Source organism: Duganella sp. Dugasp78 (genome assembly GCF_059491455.1).
The window spans coordinates 6,416,334-6,433,959 of the sequence record NZ_CP168506.1 but is presented as its reverse complement, the minus strand read 5'-3'; the positions used below and the strand labels follow the sequence as shown (position 1 = coordinate 6,433,959).

Below are 17,626 nucleotides of genomic sequence, written 5' to 3'. Positions count from 1 at the left end.
TAAATATTGTTCTCAATATATTTAAAACAAATACGTATTGAGTGATTTGAGTAGTGCCGGCAGCCGGTGGTGGCTGCTTGTGAGTTGGAAAATAAAACCAAAGGAGACGGTAATGCAATTGAAGAAAATGGTGGCCTGCTTGACGACGGGCTTGGTGGTGTCGTTTGGCGCCACGGCTGAGAATTATCACTGGGATAACGTTGCCATGGGCGCCGGCGGCTACGTCAGCGGCATCGTGACCAGCAAGACCGAGCGCGGCGTGGTGTTCGCGCGCACCGACGTCGGCGGCGCTTACCGCTGGGATAGTCATAACGAACGCTGGATCCCGCTGATGGACTGGCTCGGTGAAGGCTCCACCGGCCTGATGGGCGTGGAATCGCTGGCCATCGATCCGAGAAACTCGGCCAACGTCTACATGCTGGCCGGCACCGAGTACTTCAACAACGGCAAGACCGCCATCCTGCGCTCGACCGACTACGGCCAGCATTTCGACGTGATCGACGTGACCGCCCAGTTCAAGGCGCACGGCAACGGCATGGGCCGCGGGAATGGCGAAAAGCTGCAGGTCGATCCAGGTTCGAGCAATGTGCTGTTCGTAGGAACCCGCCACAACGGCCTGTTCAAGAGCGTCGATGCCGGCACCACCTGGAGTCGTGTCGATGGCCTGAATGTGACCGAGACGCCCAACGGCAACGGCATCAGCTTCGTATTGCTCGATCCGACCAGCGTGAGCCAGGGCGTGGCCAAGCGCATCTATGTCGGCGTGTCGCGCTACGGCTCGGTGGGACCGAGCCTGTATTTCAGCAAGGACGGCGGCGTCACCTTCGCCCCGGTCGCGGGCGCACCGGCCAACCTGATGCCGCAGCGCGCGGCGATCACCAACAAGGGACGCCTGTACCTGACCTACGCCAACGGCGCCGGACCGCACCCGCAGTCCGATAGCGAGCCGATGAACACCGGCGCGATCTGGGAATACAACACCATTGGCGGCGCCTGGACCAATGTCACACCGGCCAACCGGACTCACGCCTTCGGCGGCATCAGCGTCGACCCGGCCAATCCCAAACACCTGGTGGCGTCGTCCTCCAACACCTATTGGACCCAGCGGATGCTGCCAACCGGGAATACCTACGGCGAGCGCTTCTACACCTCGCAAGATGCCGGCCGCAGCTGGATCGACTTGGTGGAGCGCGCCGGCACCAACCTGACGATCGACCCGAACGGCGCCGACTGGGTCAAGCCCGTGGCGATCAACTGGGCCGGCTCGATCGAGTTCGATCCCTTCGATACCAAGACCGTGTGGATGGGATGGGGCGGCGGCGTCTTCAAGACGAGCGACATCGACGCGACCACGACCACCTGGCAGTTAGAGCCGCGCGGGATGGAAGAGGTCGCCGTGTTTGTCGCCCAACCCCTGCAGAACGGCGCGCTGGTGTCGGCCATCGGCGACGGCGACGGCTTCATCAACGCGGTGCCGGACCAGTACGGCGTGGTAAACACCCCGAGGATGGGCAACAACACCGGCCTGGCGGTTGCCGCGCAGGCCGAGCATGTGATGGCGCGGGTGGGCCCTGCCATCTACACCTCGACCGACACGGGGACCAGCTGGACGAAGGCGTCGTCCATGAATGGTTCGCAAGGCAACCTGGCGCTGTCGGCTGACGGCTTCGTGCTGCTGCACAGCCCGCAAAATTCGACCACCACTTACCGCTCGACCGACTTCGGCACCAGCTGGACGCCCGTTACCGGCCTGGCCGTGAACAATGCGCGTCCGGTGGCCGACCCGGTCAACCCGAACAAGTTCTATGTGTACGACCGCGACAACGGCAAGCTGATGCTGAGCACCGACGGCGGCATCTCGTTCAGCCTCAAGGCCCAGCTCGCCGGCGGCGGCTCGCCCCTCCTGCGCGCCACGCCTGGGCGCGAGGGCGACCTGTGGGCCTGCCTGAGCTCGAACGGCCTGAGCCATTCGACCGATTCGGGCGCGACTTTCACCCGTGTGGCCACCATCGCTTCCTGCGCATCCGTGGGCCTGGGCAAGGAAGCGCCGTCCGCTGCTTATCCGACCCTATACGTGTACGGCGCGGTGGGCGCCGCGCGCGGCTTGATGCGCTCGACCGACATGGGCGCGAGCTGGGTTCGCGTCAACGACGATGCCCACCAGTATGGCACGCAGGGCGGGTGGGTGACGGGCGACATGAGCACCTACGGCCGGGTCTACATGGACACCAACGGCCGCGGCGCCGCCTACGGCCAGATCGACCCGGCCGGTGAGGTCCAGGTGGTGCCGCAAGTGTACGTGCCGCCGCCGGCGCCGGCTATCTGCGAGTACACCGTGACCGGCACGTGGTGGGGCGGCGGCTTTGCCGTTGTTAAAGTCACCAACACGAGCGCGACCACCATCAACGGCTGGACGGTGCACTGGACCTACGCCGACGACACGAAGCCGTCATCGACGGTCTACAACGGGGTCGTGACCGGCACCTCGCCGAACTACACGGGGAGCGACGGCGGCTGGAACGCCAATATCGGCCCTGGGCAAACCGCTTCGCTCGGCTTCGGCTTCAGCCAGTCGACGCAAAATCCATTGGCGCCACCGGCCGTCACTGGCGCTATCTGCAAGTAAGCACACTCTTAATTCATCAGGAATTATCATGAAAAAAATTCTTACCTTCATCGCCAGCCTGGTGCTGGCGGGCGCGGTCCATGCTGCTCCGATCGGTTTCGAAAACGTGGTCACCGGCGGCGACTTCACCAGCCTGAGCGACCTCAACCCCTACGCCGGCCTGAACTGGAGCTCGGATTGGTACGCTGGCGACAACAGCATCGGCGGCTTCGCCAACGCTGCCCATTCCGGCAACAATTTCGCCGTCAATGGCTTCGGCAGCGATGCCATGAGCGTGAGCAGCGCGACCGGCTTCAACTTCGCCGGCGCTTGGTTCGCCACGCCGGCTGGCGGCAGCGACAAGGCCGGCTGGATCAACATCAGCGCCTACGACGCCGCCAACCAGCTCATCGGCACCACCGGCAACGTCGCCCTCGGCGACAGCTACCGGTGGGTGGGTGCAGCCTTCAGCAACGTGTCGTCCCTGAGCATCACGCACGACAGCGGCTGGTACGTGATGGACGACTTCACCACCACCGCGGCCGCCGCGGTGCCCGAACCCAGCACCCCGCTGATGCTGGGGATCGGCCTGCTGGCGCTGGTGGCGTGGCGGCGCAGGTCGGCGCGCTGAAGATCGCGGCCATCCTGGCCTTTCCATATTTTTGCTCTCCGTCACTGTGTACTGGCGCAGTGATTTTCAGGGGGCAGCTTTGGCTGCCTCTTTTTTTCAAGACCTCCAGCATGGGTGCGTTCGCGCGGGTGCCAGCATGCGCGAAGGTCTTGCGCCCCAAGGCCGGTCTGGAACGCGAGGATTGCAGCATCGAGGACGTGGCGCGCTGCCTTCCCGCGCAGCGCGGGTGTTTCCAATCCTGGCGCGCTGTTTGTCATGCGTTTTTGTAAGCGATTCCATAACAATAATGAGGCGATGCCGGTCCATCCATCCTTGACCAGGACCATCGTTCATGCCGCGCACGCGGAGCGGGACAGTGACCAATCTTTTCCTTGTCATCGGCGTCGCCGGTGTCGAGCATTTTTAGCAAACACAATAGAGAGGAACATTCCAATGAGGAGACATACCATGAGATTCCAGCTTACGGCCATCGGCCTTGCCTGCGCCACGCTGCTGGCCGCCTGCGGCGGCGGTGGCAGTTCGGCGGGCACCAAAACCCAGTCAATCACTTTCGCTTTTCCGGCGGAGTCCTATCTGTTGACGCCGCCCAAAGCGCTGGTGGCGACCGCATCGTCCGGGCTGCCCGTCACGTTCACGTCGAACACGCCAAGCATCTGCACCATCGATGGCGACAAGCTGGTGCCGGTCAAGGCGGGCGAATGCTCGGTCACGGCCAACCAGGCCGGCGACAGCACCTACATGGCGAACTCGCAGCAGCAGTTGTTCGTCGTGCTCAAGCATAAGCAGTTTGTCGACTTCCCCTCGCCCGGTTTCCAATCGATCACCCAGACCCCGCCTCCGCTTGCCGCGACGTCCGAGACGGGCGGGCCGGTGACCTTCAGCTCGACCACGCCGGCCGTCTGCACCGTCAGCGGCACCACGCTCACCCTGGTCTCCAAGGGCAACTGCTCGATCACCGCCACGCAGGCGGGCAACGACACCTACGACGTGGGGACTTCGAAGGTCACCTTCGTCGTGGGCGACGACAAACCGGCGGTGCTCACCTACATTACCGGCATCAAAGCGGTCAACAAGACCATCGAAGGCGGTGATATCCAGACCTGGTCCGGCGGTAGCTTTGACGGCTATGGTTGCCGTGACACGAACTGGTGCAGTGCGTCGTTCAATGCGGTGGACAGCAGCCTCACCTATAAGTACGTGATCCAGACCAACGACCCCAAGTTCCCGACCAACGGCGCCGGTGCCGGCGGCTACATGGGCTTCGACCTGTGGTCCAACATTGCCGTCAACAATGCTGGCGACACCACCGAGGGCCTGCGCTTGTCCAATCAGACCACGATGAAGATCACGATAGGCCAGAACGCCGAGTGGGTCGCGACCAAAGATAATTGGGTGGCTGTGAACCTCAGGCTGGGCCACCGGAACGGCGACTGCAACGTCGCCGTGATCGCGTGGATCCAGCCCTTTAGCGGCGCGCTCACCACGCAAGAAATTCCGCTGACCGAATTCAGGGCCTTCGACAGGACTTGCGGCTTGCCCTTGAAGAACGAGGATGCGGCCAAGGAGCTTGCCAAGTATCCGGTCGTGGAAGTCTATCTGTGGTCGAACCACCTGAACACGACGGTGGCGGGCCCTGCGCCAACCACTCCGGGCTATCCGACCGCGATCACCGTCAGCGGCCCGATCACGTTCCAGTAAGCCGGGGCGCCGGGAAGCGTCCGCGTTTCCCGGCTCCGCCGGGCCAGATATTATTCCCACGCCGCAGCAGCGCGCGGCTGGGCATTCGAGATTCATTCTAGAAAAGAGACAATGAAATGAAGAGACAATTGAAAAGGACCACGCTGTCCATCGCCGTAGCACAGGCCGCGCTCATTTGCGGCGGCGCCACGTTCGCGCAGGCCGGCTGGGCGCAGGACAAGGCCCCGGGCGCCGACAAGGAAGTGACCACCATCGTCGTGAGCGGCCAGCGCGCGGCGCTGCAGTCGGCCGCCCAGCTCAAGCAGAACGCGGAAGAGATCGTCGACGGCGTCGTCGCCGAGGAGGCCGGCAAGCTGCCGGACAAGTCGATCACCGAGGTGCTGCAGCGCGTGGTCGGCGTGACCATGGACCGCAACGCCAACCGCGACGACCCGGAGCACTTCTCGGTCGAAGGTTCGGGCATCTCGGTGCGCGGCCTGACCTGGGGTTCGTCCACGCTCAACGGCCGTGAGTCGTTCTCGTCCGGCTGGCCGGGACGCGAGCTGAGCTGGGGTGACGTGCCGCCTGAGCTGATGTCGGCCGTGCTCGTGCACAAGAACCCGCCGGCCGAACTGGTCGAAGGCGGAGTCAGCGGCCAGGTCGACCTGCGCACCGCGCTGCCGTTCGACTACAAGGGCAACAAGTTCATGGTCTCGACCAGCGCCAATTACAACGAGATGGGCAAGAAAACCTCGCCGGCCGCGTCCACGCTGATCTCGAGACGCTGGGAAAATGACTTCGGCCAATGGGGCGTGCTGCTGGACCTGTCGGGCAACCGGAACAACGAGCACAACGACTCGATCCAGGTGGATCCTTACTACCCGCGCACCGACATCGCCGGCCATCAAGGCCAGACCGTCTGGGTGCCCAAGTCGGCATCCTATCGCACCAACACCTCCCAGAGCGACCGCGTCGGCGAGTATGCCGCGCTGCAGTGGAAGAAGAACGGCGTGGAGTCCTCGCTCACCGTGTTCAACTCGGTCCACAAGACCCTCACCGAGGAGCACGCCCTCTACACTCAGGTGGAGAACCCCTACAAGTCGAAGCTGAACGACGCCGTGTTCGACGCCAACGGCGTGCTGCAGTCGGCCAGGTACACTTATCCGGGGGGCCGGGGGTCGAACAATTTCGTCAACGGCGGCCTGTTTTTCGCTTCGAACGCCGTAGAGGCCCACAACGAATCGAAAACCCGCGAAATCGCCTGGAACGTCAAGTGGAACGTCAACCAGCGCCTGTCGATCCAGAACGACGTGCAGTGGGTGCACTCCACCGGCGACAGAGTCAGCCGCAACATCACGCTGCAGACCTACGTGCCGAGCATGAACCTCAGCGTGAACGGCGGGCCGGCCAACATCACCTTCGACGACGCGGCGACGAAGTTCCTGGCCGATCGGAACAATTACTTCGCGGCCTCGTTTGGGCCGCAAGGGGGCAAGGATGACGGTGATCTGTACGCCTGGAAGGTCGACGCGCGCTACAAGTTCGACCATCCGGTGTTCCGCGACCTGCGTTTCGGCGTGCGCCTGACCGATCGCAAGGCCCGCCACTTCAAGAGCGCCGGTTCTGAATGGTACAACACGAGCGAGGAATGGTCGGTCGCCACGACCAAAACGCCGGGCACCCTGCCCAACGTGGCCGACGCCCAAGGCTGGATGCCGCGCGCCAGTTTCGGCTACTTTAGCGATCCGCGCTACGGGGACCTGGTCCCGACCACGCTGTTCCAATACAAGAACTTCTTCAACGGCAAGGTCCCGGCGCCGGCGCCGCTGGTGGAGCCGTCCATGGCTGCGGTGAGGGGCTATCCTGATTCCTACTCTGTGGCGCAGAAGATCTGGGTGATGGAGTGCCAGGACGGCGCCAAGCAATTCGGCTACACGAAAGACTGTGCGCCGCAGGGCGACAAGATTTGGACGCCGAGCGTCTACGACGGCGACCCGAGCAAGACCTTCAGCAACTCGGAGAAGACCCATGCGGCCTATATGTCGACCCGCTTCGGCTGGGACGATCTGCGCTTCCCGGTCGAGGGTAACGCCGGCGTGCGCGTGGTGCACACTGCGGGGGTGGCGCATGGCTACACCGTGTTCAAGCCGCAATACGACAGCATCTCGCCGCCCGCACTTCCGAGGTTCGGCCCCATCAACGCGCCAGTCGAAGGCGAGAACAGCTACATCGACGTGCTGCCGAGTCTGAACCTGAAGGCGGACCTGTCGAGCACGCTGCAGGCGCGCTTTGCCTACGCCAGGGCGATGCACCGGCCCGACTTTAGTGACCTGGGCACGTACATCGAGATCTCTCAGCAATACGTGGGGGAGAGTACTGGCAGGCCGGCGACCGTCAACTATCAGGGCTCCAACAAAGGCAACATCAAGCTCAAGCCGACCCGCGCCGACAGCTATGACGTGACGCTCGAGTGGTATCCTGGCAGCGGCAGCTCGCTGACGGCTGCCGTGTTCCACAAGGATGTGAAAGACATCATCTTGAATTCGGCCATCGCCGCCGACTACCCCACCCTGGCCGGCAACATGCAAAGCTTCTTGATCACGCAGAAGGACAACGTGGCGGACGGCTCGGTGACCGGCCTGGAATTGGCGGGGCAGACCTACTTCAACAACGTGCCCGGTTTGAAGGACTGGTTGCCGCAGTGGGCCAAGGGCTTCGGCGTCTCGGCCAACTACACCTACATCAAGAGCAAGCAGGCGCTGCATCATCCGTTCGACCAGAAGTACTGCCCGGCGGCCGGCACGTTCAACAACGCCAACCTGAACCTGTACGGCTGCGACAGCAACGGTATGCCGTTCACCGAGCTGCCGCTGCAGTACCTGTCGAGAAACGCCTACAACGTGCAATTCATGTACGACCAGGGGCCGTTGTCGGCGCGGCTGGCCTACAGCTGGCGCAGCCGCTTCCTGCAGGGCGTGAACGTGGGCGGTACCATGGGCAATGACGGCACCAGCGCCGATCCGGCGCGCGCCGGCGCGCAGGACGTGGCCTTCGGTCTGCCGACCTGGCAGGAAGCAATGGGGACGCTGGACTTCGGCACGGACTACCGCTTCAACGACCATCTGTCGGGCAGCTTCTCGGTGAGCAACCTGACCGACGTCACGGTTCGTCAGACCCAGCAGCAGGGGATCGGCAACATGGGCCGCGCCTGGTTCTCGTACGGCCGCGGCTACCGCGTCTCGCTGCGCTACCAGTTCTAAGGAGGGGCGGGGCGGCCCAGTGAACGGGCCGCCTCCGATGTTCGGACCACCTCGATATCCGGGGTGGTCCGTGTTGGTGCAAGCGTAGTGCAACGATTAAAGACAAAACGGGGGGCGGCCAAAACGCGACACGCGGCCGGCCTCTGTGAGTCCACTCAGTGAACCCCGAATGATTTTTTCCCGAATTTTATCCTCGTTATCGGTCGCTGTTGCGGCTGTTCTGGTGCCGGCGGCCGCGGCCTGGCATCGACCAAGTCCTTGCCGGCGATGGCAAGGCACACCATCAGAAAGTGACAACCATGTCCGATAATCAAATCCGGAAAGTCGTCATTGTCGGCGGCGGCACCGCCGGCTGGATGACGGCCGCGCCGCTGGCGCTCAAGCTGGGCGGGCGCAGCGAGATCGTGCTGGTCGAGTCGGCCGAGATCGGCACCGTCGGCGTGGGCGAAGCGACGCTGCCGACCATCCGCTACTTCAATCACGCCCTGGGCATCGATGATGCCGATTTCGTCAGGAAGACGCAGGCGACGTTCAAGCTCGGTATCGAGTTCAAGGATTGGGGGCATGCCGGCAACCGCTTCTTCCACGGTTTCGGCGATTTTGGCCCCCCGATCGAGCATCGTCCGGCCTATATGTACTGGCTGCGCCTGTCGCGCAGCTTCAAGGATATGCCGTCGTACGAGCAATGGTCGATGGCGTCGGCGATGGCGCGCAACAATCGCTTTGCGCCGCCGCACGAGGAGATGCCCTCCATTACCGACGCCTATTCCTACGCCTACCACTTCGACGCAGGTCTGTATGCCGCCTATTTGCGCGACTACGCCATGGCCCGCGGCGTCAAGCGGATCGAAGGCATGATAGACGGCGTCGAACAGCATCCTGAAACCGGCTTCATCACCGCCCTCAAGCTGCGCGACGGGCGGCGCGTGGAAGGCGATCTGTTCGTCGATTGTTCCGGCTTTCGCGGCCTGTTGATCGAAGGCGTGTTCAAGGCCGGCTATGACGACTGGAGCGACATGCTGCCTTGCAACAGTGCGCAGGCCGTTCCATGCGCCAAGGCCGAGCAGCTCACGCCCTACACGATATCGACCGCCAAGAGCGCCGGCTGGACCTGGCGCATCCCACTGCAGCACCGCACCGGCAACGGCCATGTGTACTGCAACGCCTTTACCACCGACGAGGAAGCGGGACGCGTGCTGCTCGAAGGCCTGGACGGCGAAGCGCAGGACGCGCCGCGCCAGCTGCGCTTTACCACCGGGCGGCGCCGCAAGAGCTGGATCAAGAACTGCGTCGCCATCGGTCTGTCCAGCGGCTTTCTCGAGCCGCTCGAATCGACCAGCATCAACATCATCGAACTCGCGGTCGGCTGGTTGGTCGAGTATTTTCCGAATCGCGATTGCCGTCCCGAACTGGCCGACCAGTACAACCGCCTGATCGCGGAACGCTACCAGTTCGTGCGCGACTTCATCGTCTTGCACTACAAGGTCACCCAACGGTCCGATTCGGAATTCTGGCGCTATACCGCCAACATGGCCATTCCCGACACCCTCAAGCACCAGATCGAGCTGTTCCGCGAAACGGGGCACGTGGCCATCTACGATACGCAGGGGTTTTCCGCGTCCTCGTATTTCTCGATCCTGATGGGGCTGGGCGTGGTGCCCAAGGCGGACGATCCTCTGATCGACGCCATGCAGTTCGACCAATTGCTGGGGCATTTCGCCAGCCGGCGCGAGATCATCAACCAGACGGTCGCGGCGATGCCCGAGCACGCGCTCTACATTTCCCGGCACTGCAGGGCGCCATGAAGCTTCCATTCAAACGCATCGTGGTGGTCGGCGGCGGCGCGGCCGGCTGGATGACGGCCGCCGCGATGGCCACCGCGCTCAAAGGCGGCACCACCATCGAGCTGGTCGAGTCGGAGGAGATCGGCATAGTCGGGGTGGGGGAGGCGACCTTTCCTTCGATCCGCAACTTCCACCGCCTGCTCGGCATCGACGAGGCCGAGTTCCTGCGCGCCACCAACGGCAGCTACAAGCTGGGCATCGAATTTCGCGATTGGCGCGCGCGCGGCGAAAACTATTTCCATACCTTCGGCGATTTCGGCGAACTGAACGGGCCAAATTCGGTGTGGGCCCAGTATCGCCGGCTGGACGACGCCCGCCTCGGCGCGCTGGGCGAGCAATGCCTGTCTTCCGTGATGGCCAGCCAGGGCCGCTTCGCGCTGCAGGGAGAAGCGGACCGCTACAATTACGCCTACCACTTCGACGCCGCGCTGTACGCCGCCTTCCTGCGCAAGCTGGCCGAGCAGCGCGGCGTGCGCCGCACCGAGGGGCGCATCGTCAACGTGGCGCGGCGCGCCGACGGCGGCGTCGAGTGGCTCACGCTGGAAGATGGGCGCGTGGTGGCCGGCGACCTGTATATCGATTGCTCCGGCTTCGCCTCGCTGCTGCTGGGGCGCGCGCTGGGCGAGCCGTTTGTCGACTTCAGCCACTGGCTGCCGGTGGACCGGGCCTGGGCCTGTCCGACCGAGCGGATCGGCGACGAACTGACGCCCTACACGCGCGCCACCGCGCTGGAGGCGGGCTGGGCGTGGCGGATTCCGCTGCAAAACCGCACCGGCAACGGCCACGTGTTCGCCAGCCGCTACATCGACGAGGACAGCGCGCGCGCGCAATTGCTGCAGCAGCTAGATAGCCCGGCGCTGGCCGAGCCGCGCTTGCTGCGCTTCCAGACCGGCCATCGCGCGCGCGCCTGGGTGCACAACGTGGTCGCCGTGGGTCTGGCGGGGGGCTTCCTGGAGCCGCTCGAGTCGACCAGCATCTTTCTGGTCCAGCGCGGCTTGGGCAAGCTGATCGATTTGCTGCTGTCGGGCGCGCCGCTCAGCGAGCCGGTGCTGGCCGACTATAACAGCGTGAACGCGCGCCAGTTCGCGCGCGTGCGCGATTTTCTCATCCTGCACTACTGCCTGAGCGCGCGCCGCGACAGCGCGCTATGGCGCGCCATGACCACCATGGAGCTGCCCGAGACCCTGGCCTTCAAGATCCACGCCTGGCGTCAGGCGGGCGCGTTGCACCAGTACGACCTGGAGGGCTTCGACGCGACCAGCTGGCTGGCGATCCATGCCGGCATGGGGCACTGGCCCGAGCACGCCGATCCCACGCTGGGCGACATGCCGCGCGCCGAGGCGCTGGAGGGGCTGCGATGGCGCCGCGAACGCATCATCGAAGCCGTGGCGGCCATGCCCACGCATGACGCTTACCTGCGCGGCATGCTGGGCCGCTGAGTTCCCTGCTGGACGACACACACACAAACACAGGAGTGATTTTGAAACGACGACAATTATTGAAGCATCTGGGCGGGGCCATTCCCGCCTTCGCCCTGTCGCCTTATGCGCGCGCCGCCGACGCGCTGACGCAATCCGGCACCCGGACGATCGCGGCCGGCCCGTTCGCGCCGACCTGGGATTCGCTGTCGACCTACCAGACGCCGGACTGGTTCCGCAACGCCAAGTTCGGCATCTGGGCGCACTGGGGGCCGCAGTGCGAAGCGGAGCACGGCGACTGGTATGCGCGCGGTTTGTACGAGGAGGGCAGCGATCACTATCGCTACCATGTGGCGAAGTACGGCCACCCGTCCAAGGTCGGCTTCAAGGATGTGATCCACCAGTGGAAGGCGGAGCGCTGGGATCCGGACGCCCTGCTGGCCTTGTACAAGAAAGCCGGGGCGAAGTACTTCATGGCGCTGGCCAACCACCATGACAATCTCGACCTGTACGACAGCCGCTACCAGCCGGAGTGGAATTCCACCAAGGTCGGTCCGGGGAAGGACTTGATCGGCGGCTGGCGCCGCGCGGCGCGCGCCAACGGCATGCGCTTCGGCGTGAGCGTGCACGCGGCGCACGCCTGGACCTGGTACGAGACGGCGCAGGGCGCCGACAAGAAGGGCCCCTATGCCGGCATTCCCTACGACGGCAATCTGACCCGGGCCGATGGCAAGGGCACCTGGTGGGAAGGAATGGATCCGAAGGCGCTGTACGCGCAAAACCATCCGCTGAGCAAGAACGGCGGCAATGGCGGCGTGTGGAGCGAGCAGTGGCACTGGGGCGGCGGCGCGGCCATTCCGGACAAGGCCTACTGCGACAAGTTCTTCAACCGCACGCGCGACCTGATCGACAACTACGACCCGGACATGGTGTATTTCGACGATACCGTGCTGCCCCTTTGGCCGTTCAGCGACGTCGGCCTGCGCCTGACCGCGCACATGTACAATCGCAGCATCGCCAGCAAAGGCAGGAACGAGGCCGTGGTCAACGGCAAGATCCTCAATGAACAGCAGCGCCGCAGCATGGTGTGGGACATCGAGCGCGGCCAGAGCCACCGGATCGAGCCCTTGCCATGGCAGACCTGCACCTGCATCGGCAACTGGCACTACGATCGCTCGCTGTACGAGCGCAAGAGCTACAAGAGCGCACAGACGGTGGTGCATACGCTGATCGACGTGGTCAGCAAGAACGGCAACCTGCTGCTGAGCGTGCCGGTGCGCGGCAACGGCAGCATCGACGAGCAGGAGCGCGCCATCGTCGAGGAAATCGGGCGCTGGATGGCGGTCAACGGCGAGGCCATCTATGACACCCGGCCCTGGGCCGTGTACGGGGAAGGGCCGGTGGCGCTGGAGGGGGCCACGCCGATGTCGGGCGCTGGTTTCAACGAGGGCAAGGGCAAGGCGTTCTCGGCGGCCGATGTGCGCTTCACCGCCAAGGGCAAGACCGTGTTCGCCTTCGTCATGGGCTGGCCGGCATCGGGCACGGTGTCGATCGCGGCCATGGGCAGCGCCGGTGCGCACCTGCCGGGCCCCATCCGGCGGGTCGAGCTGCTCGGTGCCAAGCGTGCGCTGGCGTTCGAACAAACCGCACAGGGCTTGCAGGTCACACTGCCGGCCGATATGCCCGCTCTGGCTTACGCCAATGTCTTGAAAATTTCTTAAGAAGAAAGATTTGAACGTGGCATTTGAACTTGCCGCCCATCCCACCGTCCTGACGGTGCAGATGGGCCGTTACTAGAAGTCTGTACCCCTATGAATAATTATCTGTGCGATCCCATGGCATTGAAGAAATTTACCTCGCTACCGACACGCCGACATTTCCTGGCACGGGCCGTTGCGCTCGCTGCCGCGCTGCCGGTGTGCGCGCTGGCGGCGCCGCCCATACCAACCAGCTCGCTGTTCGATGTCAAGCGCTTCGGCGCCAAGGGCGACGGCCGCACGCTCGACTCGCCGGCGGTCAATGCTGCCATTGCTGCCGCGGCGGCCGCGGGCGGGGGCACCGTGTATTTTCCGCCGGGGCGCTACCTGTCGGCATCGATCAGGCTCAAGAGCAACATCACGCTCTACCTGGAAGCGGGCGCGGTGATCGAAGCGGTTGACGCGAGCGTGGCGCGCTACGACCTGCCCGAGCCGAACGAGGCCGGCGGCAACTATCAGGACTACGGCCACAGCCACTGGCAAAACAGCCTGATCTGGGGTATCGGTCTGGACCACGTGGCCATCGTGGGCGGCGGCTTAATCCATGGCAAAGGCTTGAATAGCGGCCACGACAAGTACACCGGCAACTACACGGACAAGCCGGATCAGCCCGGCGAAGGCGACAAGGCGATCGCGCTGCGCGAGTGCCGCAACGTGACCTTGCGCGATTTTTCGATCTTGCATGGCGGCCATTTCGGCATACTGGCGACCGGCTGCTCCAATATGCTGATCGACCACTTGACCATCGACACCAACCGCGACGGCATGGATATTGACGCGTGCAGCAATGTGCGCGTCACCAATTGCAGCCTGAATACGCCGTGGGACGATGCGATTTGCCTCAAGGCCAGCTACGGCCTGGGCCGCATCCAGCACTGCGAAAACGTCACCATCTCCGATTGCATGGTATCGGGAAATTTCGACGAGGGCAGCCTGCTGGATGGCACGTTCAAGCGCAGTGCGCCGGATTACCGCTCGGGGCTATACGGCCGCATCAAGCTGGGCACCGAATCGAATGGCGACTTCAAGAACATCACCATCACGAACTGCATTTTCGACACATGCCGCGGCCTGGCGATCGAGAGCGTGGACGGTTCGCACATCGAGGACGTGACGATTTCCAACATCACCATGCGCAATGTGGTGAACGATCCGATCTTCATCCGCCTGGGCGCGCGCCTGCGCGGACCGAATAAGCCGCCGGTGGGCACCATCAAGCGCATCAATATCAGCAATATTGTCGTCTCCGGTGCGTACCGCAATCACGCCAGCACCATCGCCGGGCTGCCGGGGCATCCGATCGAGGATATTCGCATCAGCAATGTGCAGATAGAAACGCAGGGCGGCGGGGATGCGGCCTGGAGCGCGCTGGTGCTGCCCGAACTTCCCGATGGGTATCCGGAGCCAGGCATGTTCGGCAAGGCGCCGGCGTATGCGTTTTACCTGCGTCACGTGAAGGCCATCGAGGTTCATCACGTCAAGGTCGGCTACGTCCAGCCCGAGGGGCGAACCGCGGTCGTGCTGGACGATGTCAGCGATGCCAGCTTCCATGCCGTCAATCTGCAGCGCGGGCAGGGCGGGGCGGCGCTGTTCGCGCTGCGCGGGGTCAGCCAGTTCTCCACCAAGGATGTGCGCGGCATGCCGGACCGCGAGGTCACGGGGCGTGTGGATGCGCTGACATTGTAGACACGGTGGACGACAGAGGGACTCGCGGCCGGCCAGCGCTGGTTGCCGCTGGCCGGCGCATCGAGGCACCGACCGTTTAAAGATAAAAATCCACTTTCTGGAATGACCCATGAATCAACGCAGAAATCTCCTCACCCGTCTGGCCGCCTCGATCCCAGCCCTGGCCATGTTCCCCTATGGCATCGCCGCCGAGAAAAACAGTATCCGGGATCCCGGCAGAGCGGGCAGTCCGAACGCGGTAAATGGATGGAAAAATACGGGGTCAGGAATCGAATGCACGCTTGAAAAAACGCTGTTGCGCATCGACTTCGTGACAGACCAGATCGTGCGCGTGACGGCCACCCGCAATCCCGGCTGGTCAAAGGGCGCCAGCCTGATGCGTGTCGACATCGCCGCCAAACCGGGCCCGATCAAGACGCACCATGCCGCCAGCACGCTCACCCTGCAATCGGCCCGCATGTCGGTCAAGCTCGATCAGGTCACCGGTTCCATTTCTTTCTGGGGGCCGAATGGCGCGCTGCTGCTGGAAGAGTCCAACACAAGCCCGCGGGCGTTCGAACCTGTGGAGGTCATCAAGTCCGTGCCAGATCCCGCCACGGTCAAGACCGTCAAAACAGTCGATGGCGAGCGCCAACTGGTTGGCGCCTATGTGCATAAGAAGGACCGCGATGCCTGGAAGGCGACCGCGCGTTTCAGATTCGGCGACCAGGAAGCGCTCTACGGGCTGGGTTTCGATGAAACCGGCGACCTGAACCTGCGCGGCAAGAGCAAGCGCCTGTACCAGCACAATTTGCGTGTCGTCGTCCCATTCCTCGTTTCCACCCGGGGCTACGGCCTGCTGTTCGATACCTACAGCCTGCTCACCTTCAGCGACGGCAAGGATGGTGCATCGGTGAGCAGCGACGTCGTCGACGAGCTGGATTACTACTTCGTACTTGGCGGCTCCATGGACGGCGCGATCGCAGGCTACCGTCAGCTGACGGGCGGCGCCACCATGCTGCCCAAATGGGCCTTCGGCTACATTCAATCGAAGGAGCGCTATGTAACGCAGCAGGAATTGATCGATACGGCGAAGCAGTTCCGCGACCGGAAGATCCCGATGGACGTCATGGTCCAGGACTGGAACTACTGGGCCGATGGCCGCTGGGGCAGCTTTGTGCCGGATGCGGCGCGCTATCCGGATATCGGGGCGATGACAAAGGCCGTCCATGACATGCATGCGAAAGTGATGATCTCGATCTGGCCGAATCCGAGTCCGCTCGATCCGCCCGGCCGGGCCTTGAAGGACCAGGGGTACACCCTGGCGGGCACCGAATACGTCGATTTCTTTCAGCGCAAGGCAGGCGATCTGTATTTCGACAATGTCTGGCAGTACCTGGGTCGCCACGGCATCGATGCATGGTGGTGCGATTCGACCGAGCCGGCCATCGCCGACTGGGGAGGCGCCAAGCGCGCCCAGGATGCCGATGACGTGAATATCCGCGTCCTGGCCGATACCGTCGGCGCGCAGTTCATGAATGCCTACGCACTGGCCGATTCGCAAAGTCTTTATCGCAACTGGCGCAAGACCGTGCCGAACAAGCGGCTGGTCAACCTGACGCGATCAGGGTATGCGGGAAGCCAGGCGGTCGGTGCCGTGGTGTGGACCGGCGATATTTCGGCGAAGTGGCCGGTACTCGTGCAGCAAATGGCCGCGCTTCAGAGTGGCAGCGCGTCGGGCACCCCCTATGTCACCGTCGACATAGGCGGATTTTTTGTCAAGCGCAAGGAGCAATGGTTCTGGGATGGCGACTATGCCGGCGGCGTGGACGACCTGGGCTACCGCGAGCTGTACACGCGCTGGCTGCAACTGGGGGTGTTTCTTCCCATGTTCCGCAGCCACGGGACCGACACCCCGCGCGAGCCCTGGCATTTCGGTGAGCCGGGCACGCCGTTTTACGATGCCATCCTGCAGTCTATTGAGCTGCGATACCGGCTCCTGCCACATATTTATTCGCTGGCCGGACTGGTGCATCTGCATGGCGCATCCTTCATCCGCCCGGTGGCCTTCGCCTTCCCGGACGATCCGCGCACCCACGACCTGAAGTCGCAAATGCTGTTCGGAGAGGGCATGATGGTCAGCCCCGTGCTCGAGCCGATGTACTACGGCGTGCAGTCGGCGCCGCTGGCAGGGAAGGACAAAACGCGCGAGGTCTATCTGCCGAAGGGGACATGGATCGACTTCTGGACAGGGCGCCGGCTTGCGGGGGGCAGGACCGTTATGGTGGACGCACCGATCGGGCGCATGCCGCTTCATGTTCGCGCCGGCAGCGTGATCCCCATGGGACCGGTGATGCAGTTTTCATCGGAAGACATGGACCCGGTGATCGAGCTGCGGGTCTATCCCGGTGCGGACGGCGAGTACACCTACTACGAAGATGCCGGTGACGGCTGGGGGTATGAGCGTGGCGAGTATGCGCTCACGCGCATGCGCTGGGATGACGCGGCGCGCAAGCTGACGATTTTCCGGCGCCAGGGCCGTTATCCGGGAATGAAGGAAACGCGCCGGTTCAAGGTCGTTGTCGTCGGCCGCGCGGATGGCCGCGGTGCGGAACCGGCAGGCGGGGCGGCGAAGATGGTCAGTTACGATGGCCGGACGGTCGTCCTCGATGCCTTGTGTGCGCCTTGCTCGTATTGAATATGTGCAGCACAAGGCGCGAACCGCCGCCAGCGGTCTGAACGTGATTTTGAAGTGACGATACACACAGG

At 63.7% G+C, this 17,626-nt stretch carries 9 protein-coding genes; all 9 read left to right on the top strand.

What is annotated here, in order from left to right; all coding sequences use genetic code 11:
• Window positions 1–112: 112 nt before the first annotated feature.
• The 9 genes from ACEN9O_RS28495 (at window position 113) to ACEN9O_RS28455 (ending at window position 17,555) form a co-directional block, all read left to right on the top strand.
• Window positions 113–2,626 (top strand): cellulose binding domain-containing protein, encoded by a 2,514-nt coding sequence (locus ACEN9O_RS28495; RefSeq protein WP_495615154.1) that lies wholly within the window; start codon window positions 113–115, stop codon window positions 2,624–2,626.
• A 28-nt stretch (window positions 2,627–2,654) separates the two neighbouring features.
• Entirely contained in the window at window positions 2,655–3,236 is a 582-nt protein-coding gene (locus tag ACEN9O_RS28490; RefSeq protein WP_495615153.1) for a PEP-CTERM sorting domain-containing protein, read from the top strand.
• 576 nt (window positions 3,237–3,812) lie between these two features.
• Entirely contained in the window at window positions 3,813–4,934 is a 1,122-nt protein-coding gene (locus tag ACEN9O_RS28485; RefSeq protein ID WP_495615152.1) for a hypothetical protein, read from the top strand.
• Window positions 4,935–5,050: 116 nt separating this feature from the next.
• Window positions 5,051–8,173, top strand: coding sequence for a TonB-dependent receptor (locus ACEN9O_RS28480; RefSeq protein WP_495615151.1), 3,123 nt, complete (start codon window positions 5,051–5,053; stop codon window positions 8,171–8,173).
• A 299-nt stretch (window positions 8,174–8,472) separates the two neighbouring features.
• Window positions 8,473–9,978: a tryptophan halogenase family protein gene (locus ACEN9O_RS28475; protein WP_495615150.1), complete on the top strand. Its 1,506-nt coding sequence runs from the start codon at window positions 8,473–8,475 to the stop codon at window positions 9,976–9,978.
• Window positions 9,975–11,456, top strand: coding sequence for a tryptophan halogenase family protein (locus ACEN9O_RS28470; protein WP_495615149.1), 1,482 nt, complete (start codon window positions 9,975–9,977; stop codon window positions 11,454–11,456). The genes ACEN9O_RS28475 and ACEN9O_RS28470 overlap by 4 nt, the downstream gene beginning before the upstream one ends.
• Before the next feature lie 41 nt (window positions 11,457–11,497).
• Window positions 11,498–13,156, top strand: a complete 1,659-nt coding sequence (locus tag ACEN9O_RS28465; protein WP_495615148.1) for an alpha-L-fucosidase — start codon at window positions 11,498–11,500, stop codon at window positions 13,154–13,156.
• Between the two features lie 114 nt (window positions 13,157–13,270).
• Complete coding sequence (locus ACEN9O_RS28460) at window positions 13,271–14,878, top strand: rhamnogalacturonidase (RefSeq protein WP_495615147.1); 1,608 nt, start codon at window positions 13,271–13,273, stop codon at window positions 14,876–14,878.
• A gap of 109 nt (window positions 14,879–14,987) precedes the next feature.
• The gene (locus tag ACEN9O_RS28455; protein WP_495615146.1) at window positions 14,988–17,555 is read left to right on the top strand and encodes a glycoside hydrolase family 31 protein; all 2,568 of its coding nucleotides are present in this window, start codon (window positions 14,988–14,990) and stop codon (window positions 17,553–17,555) included.
• Window positions 17,556–17,626 lie beyond the last annotated feature (71 nt).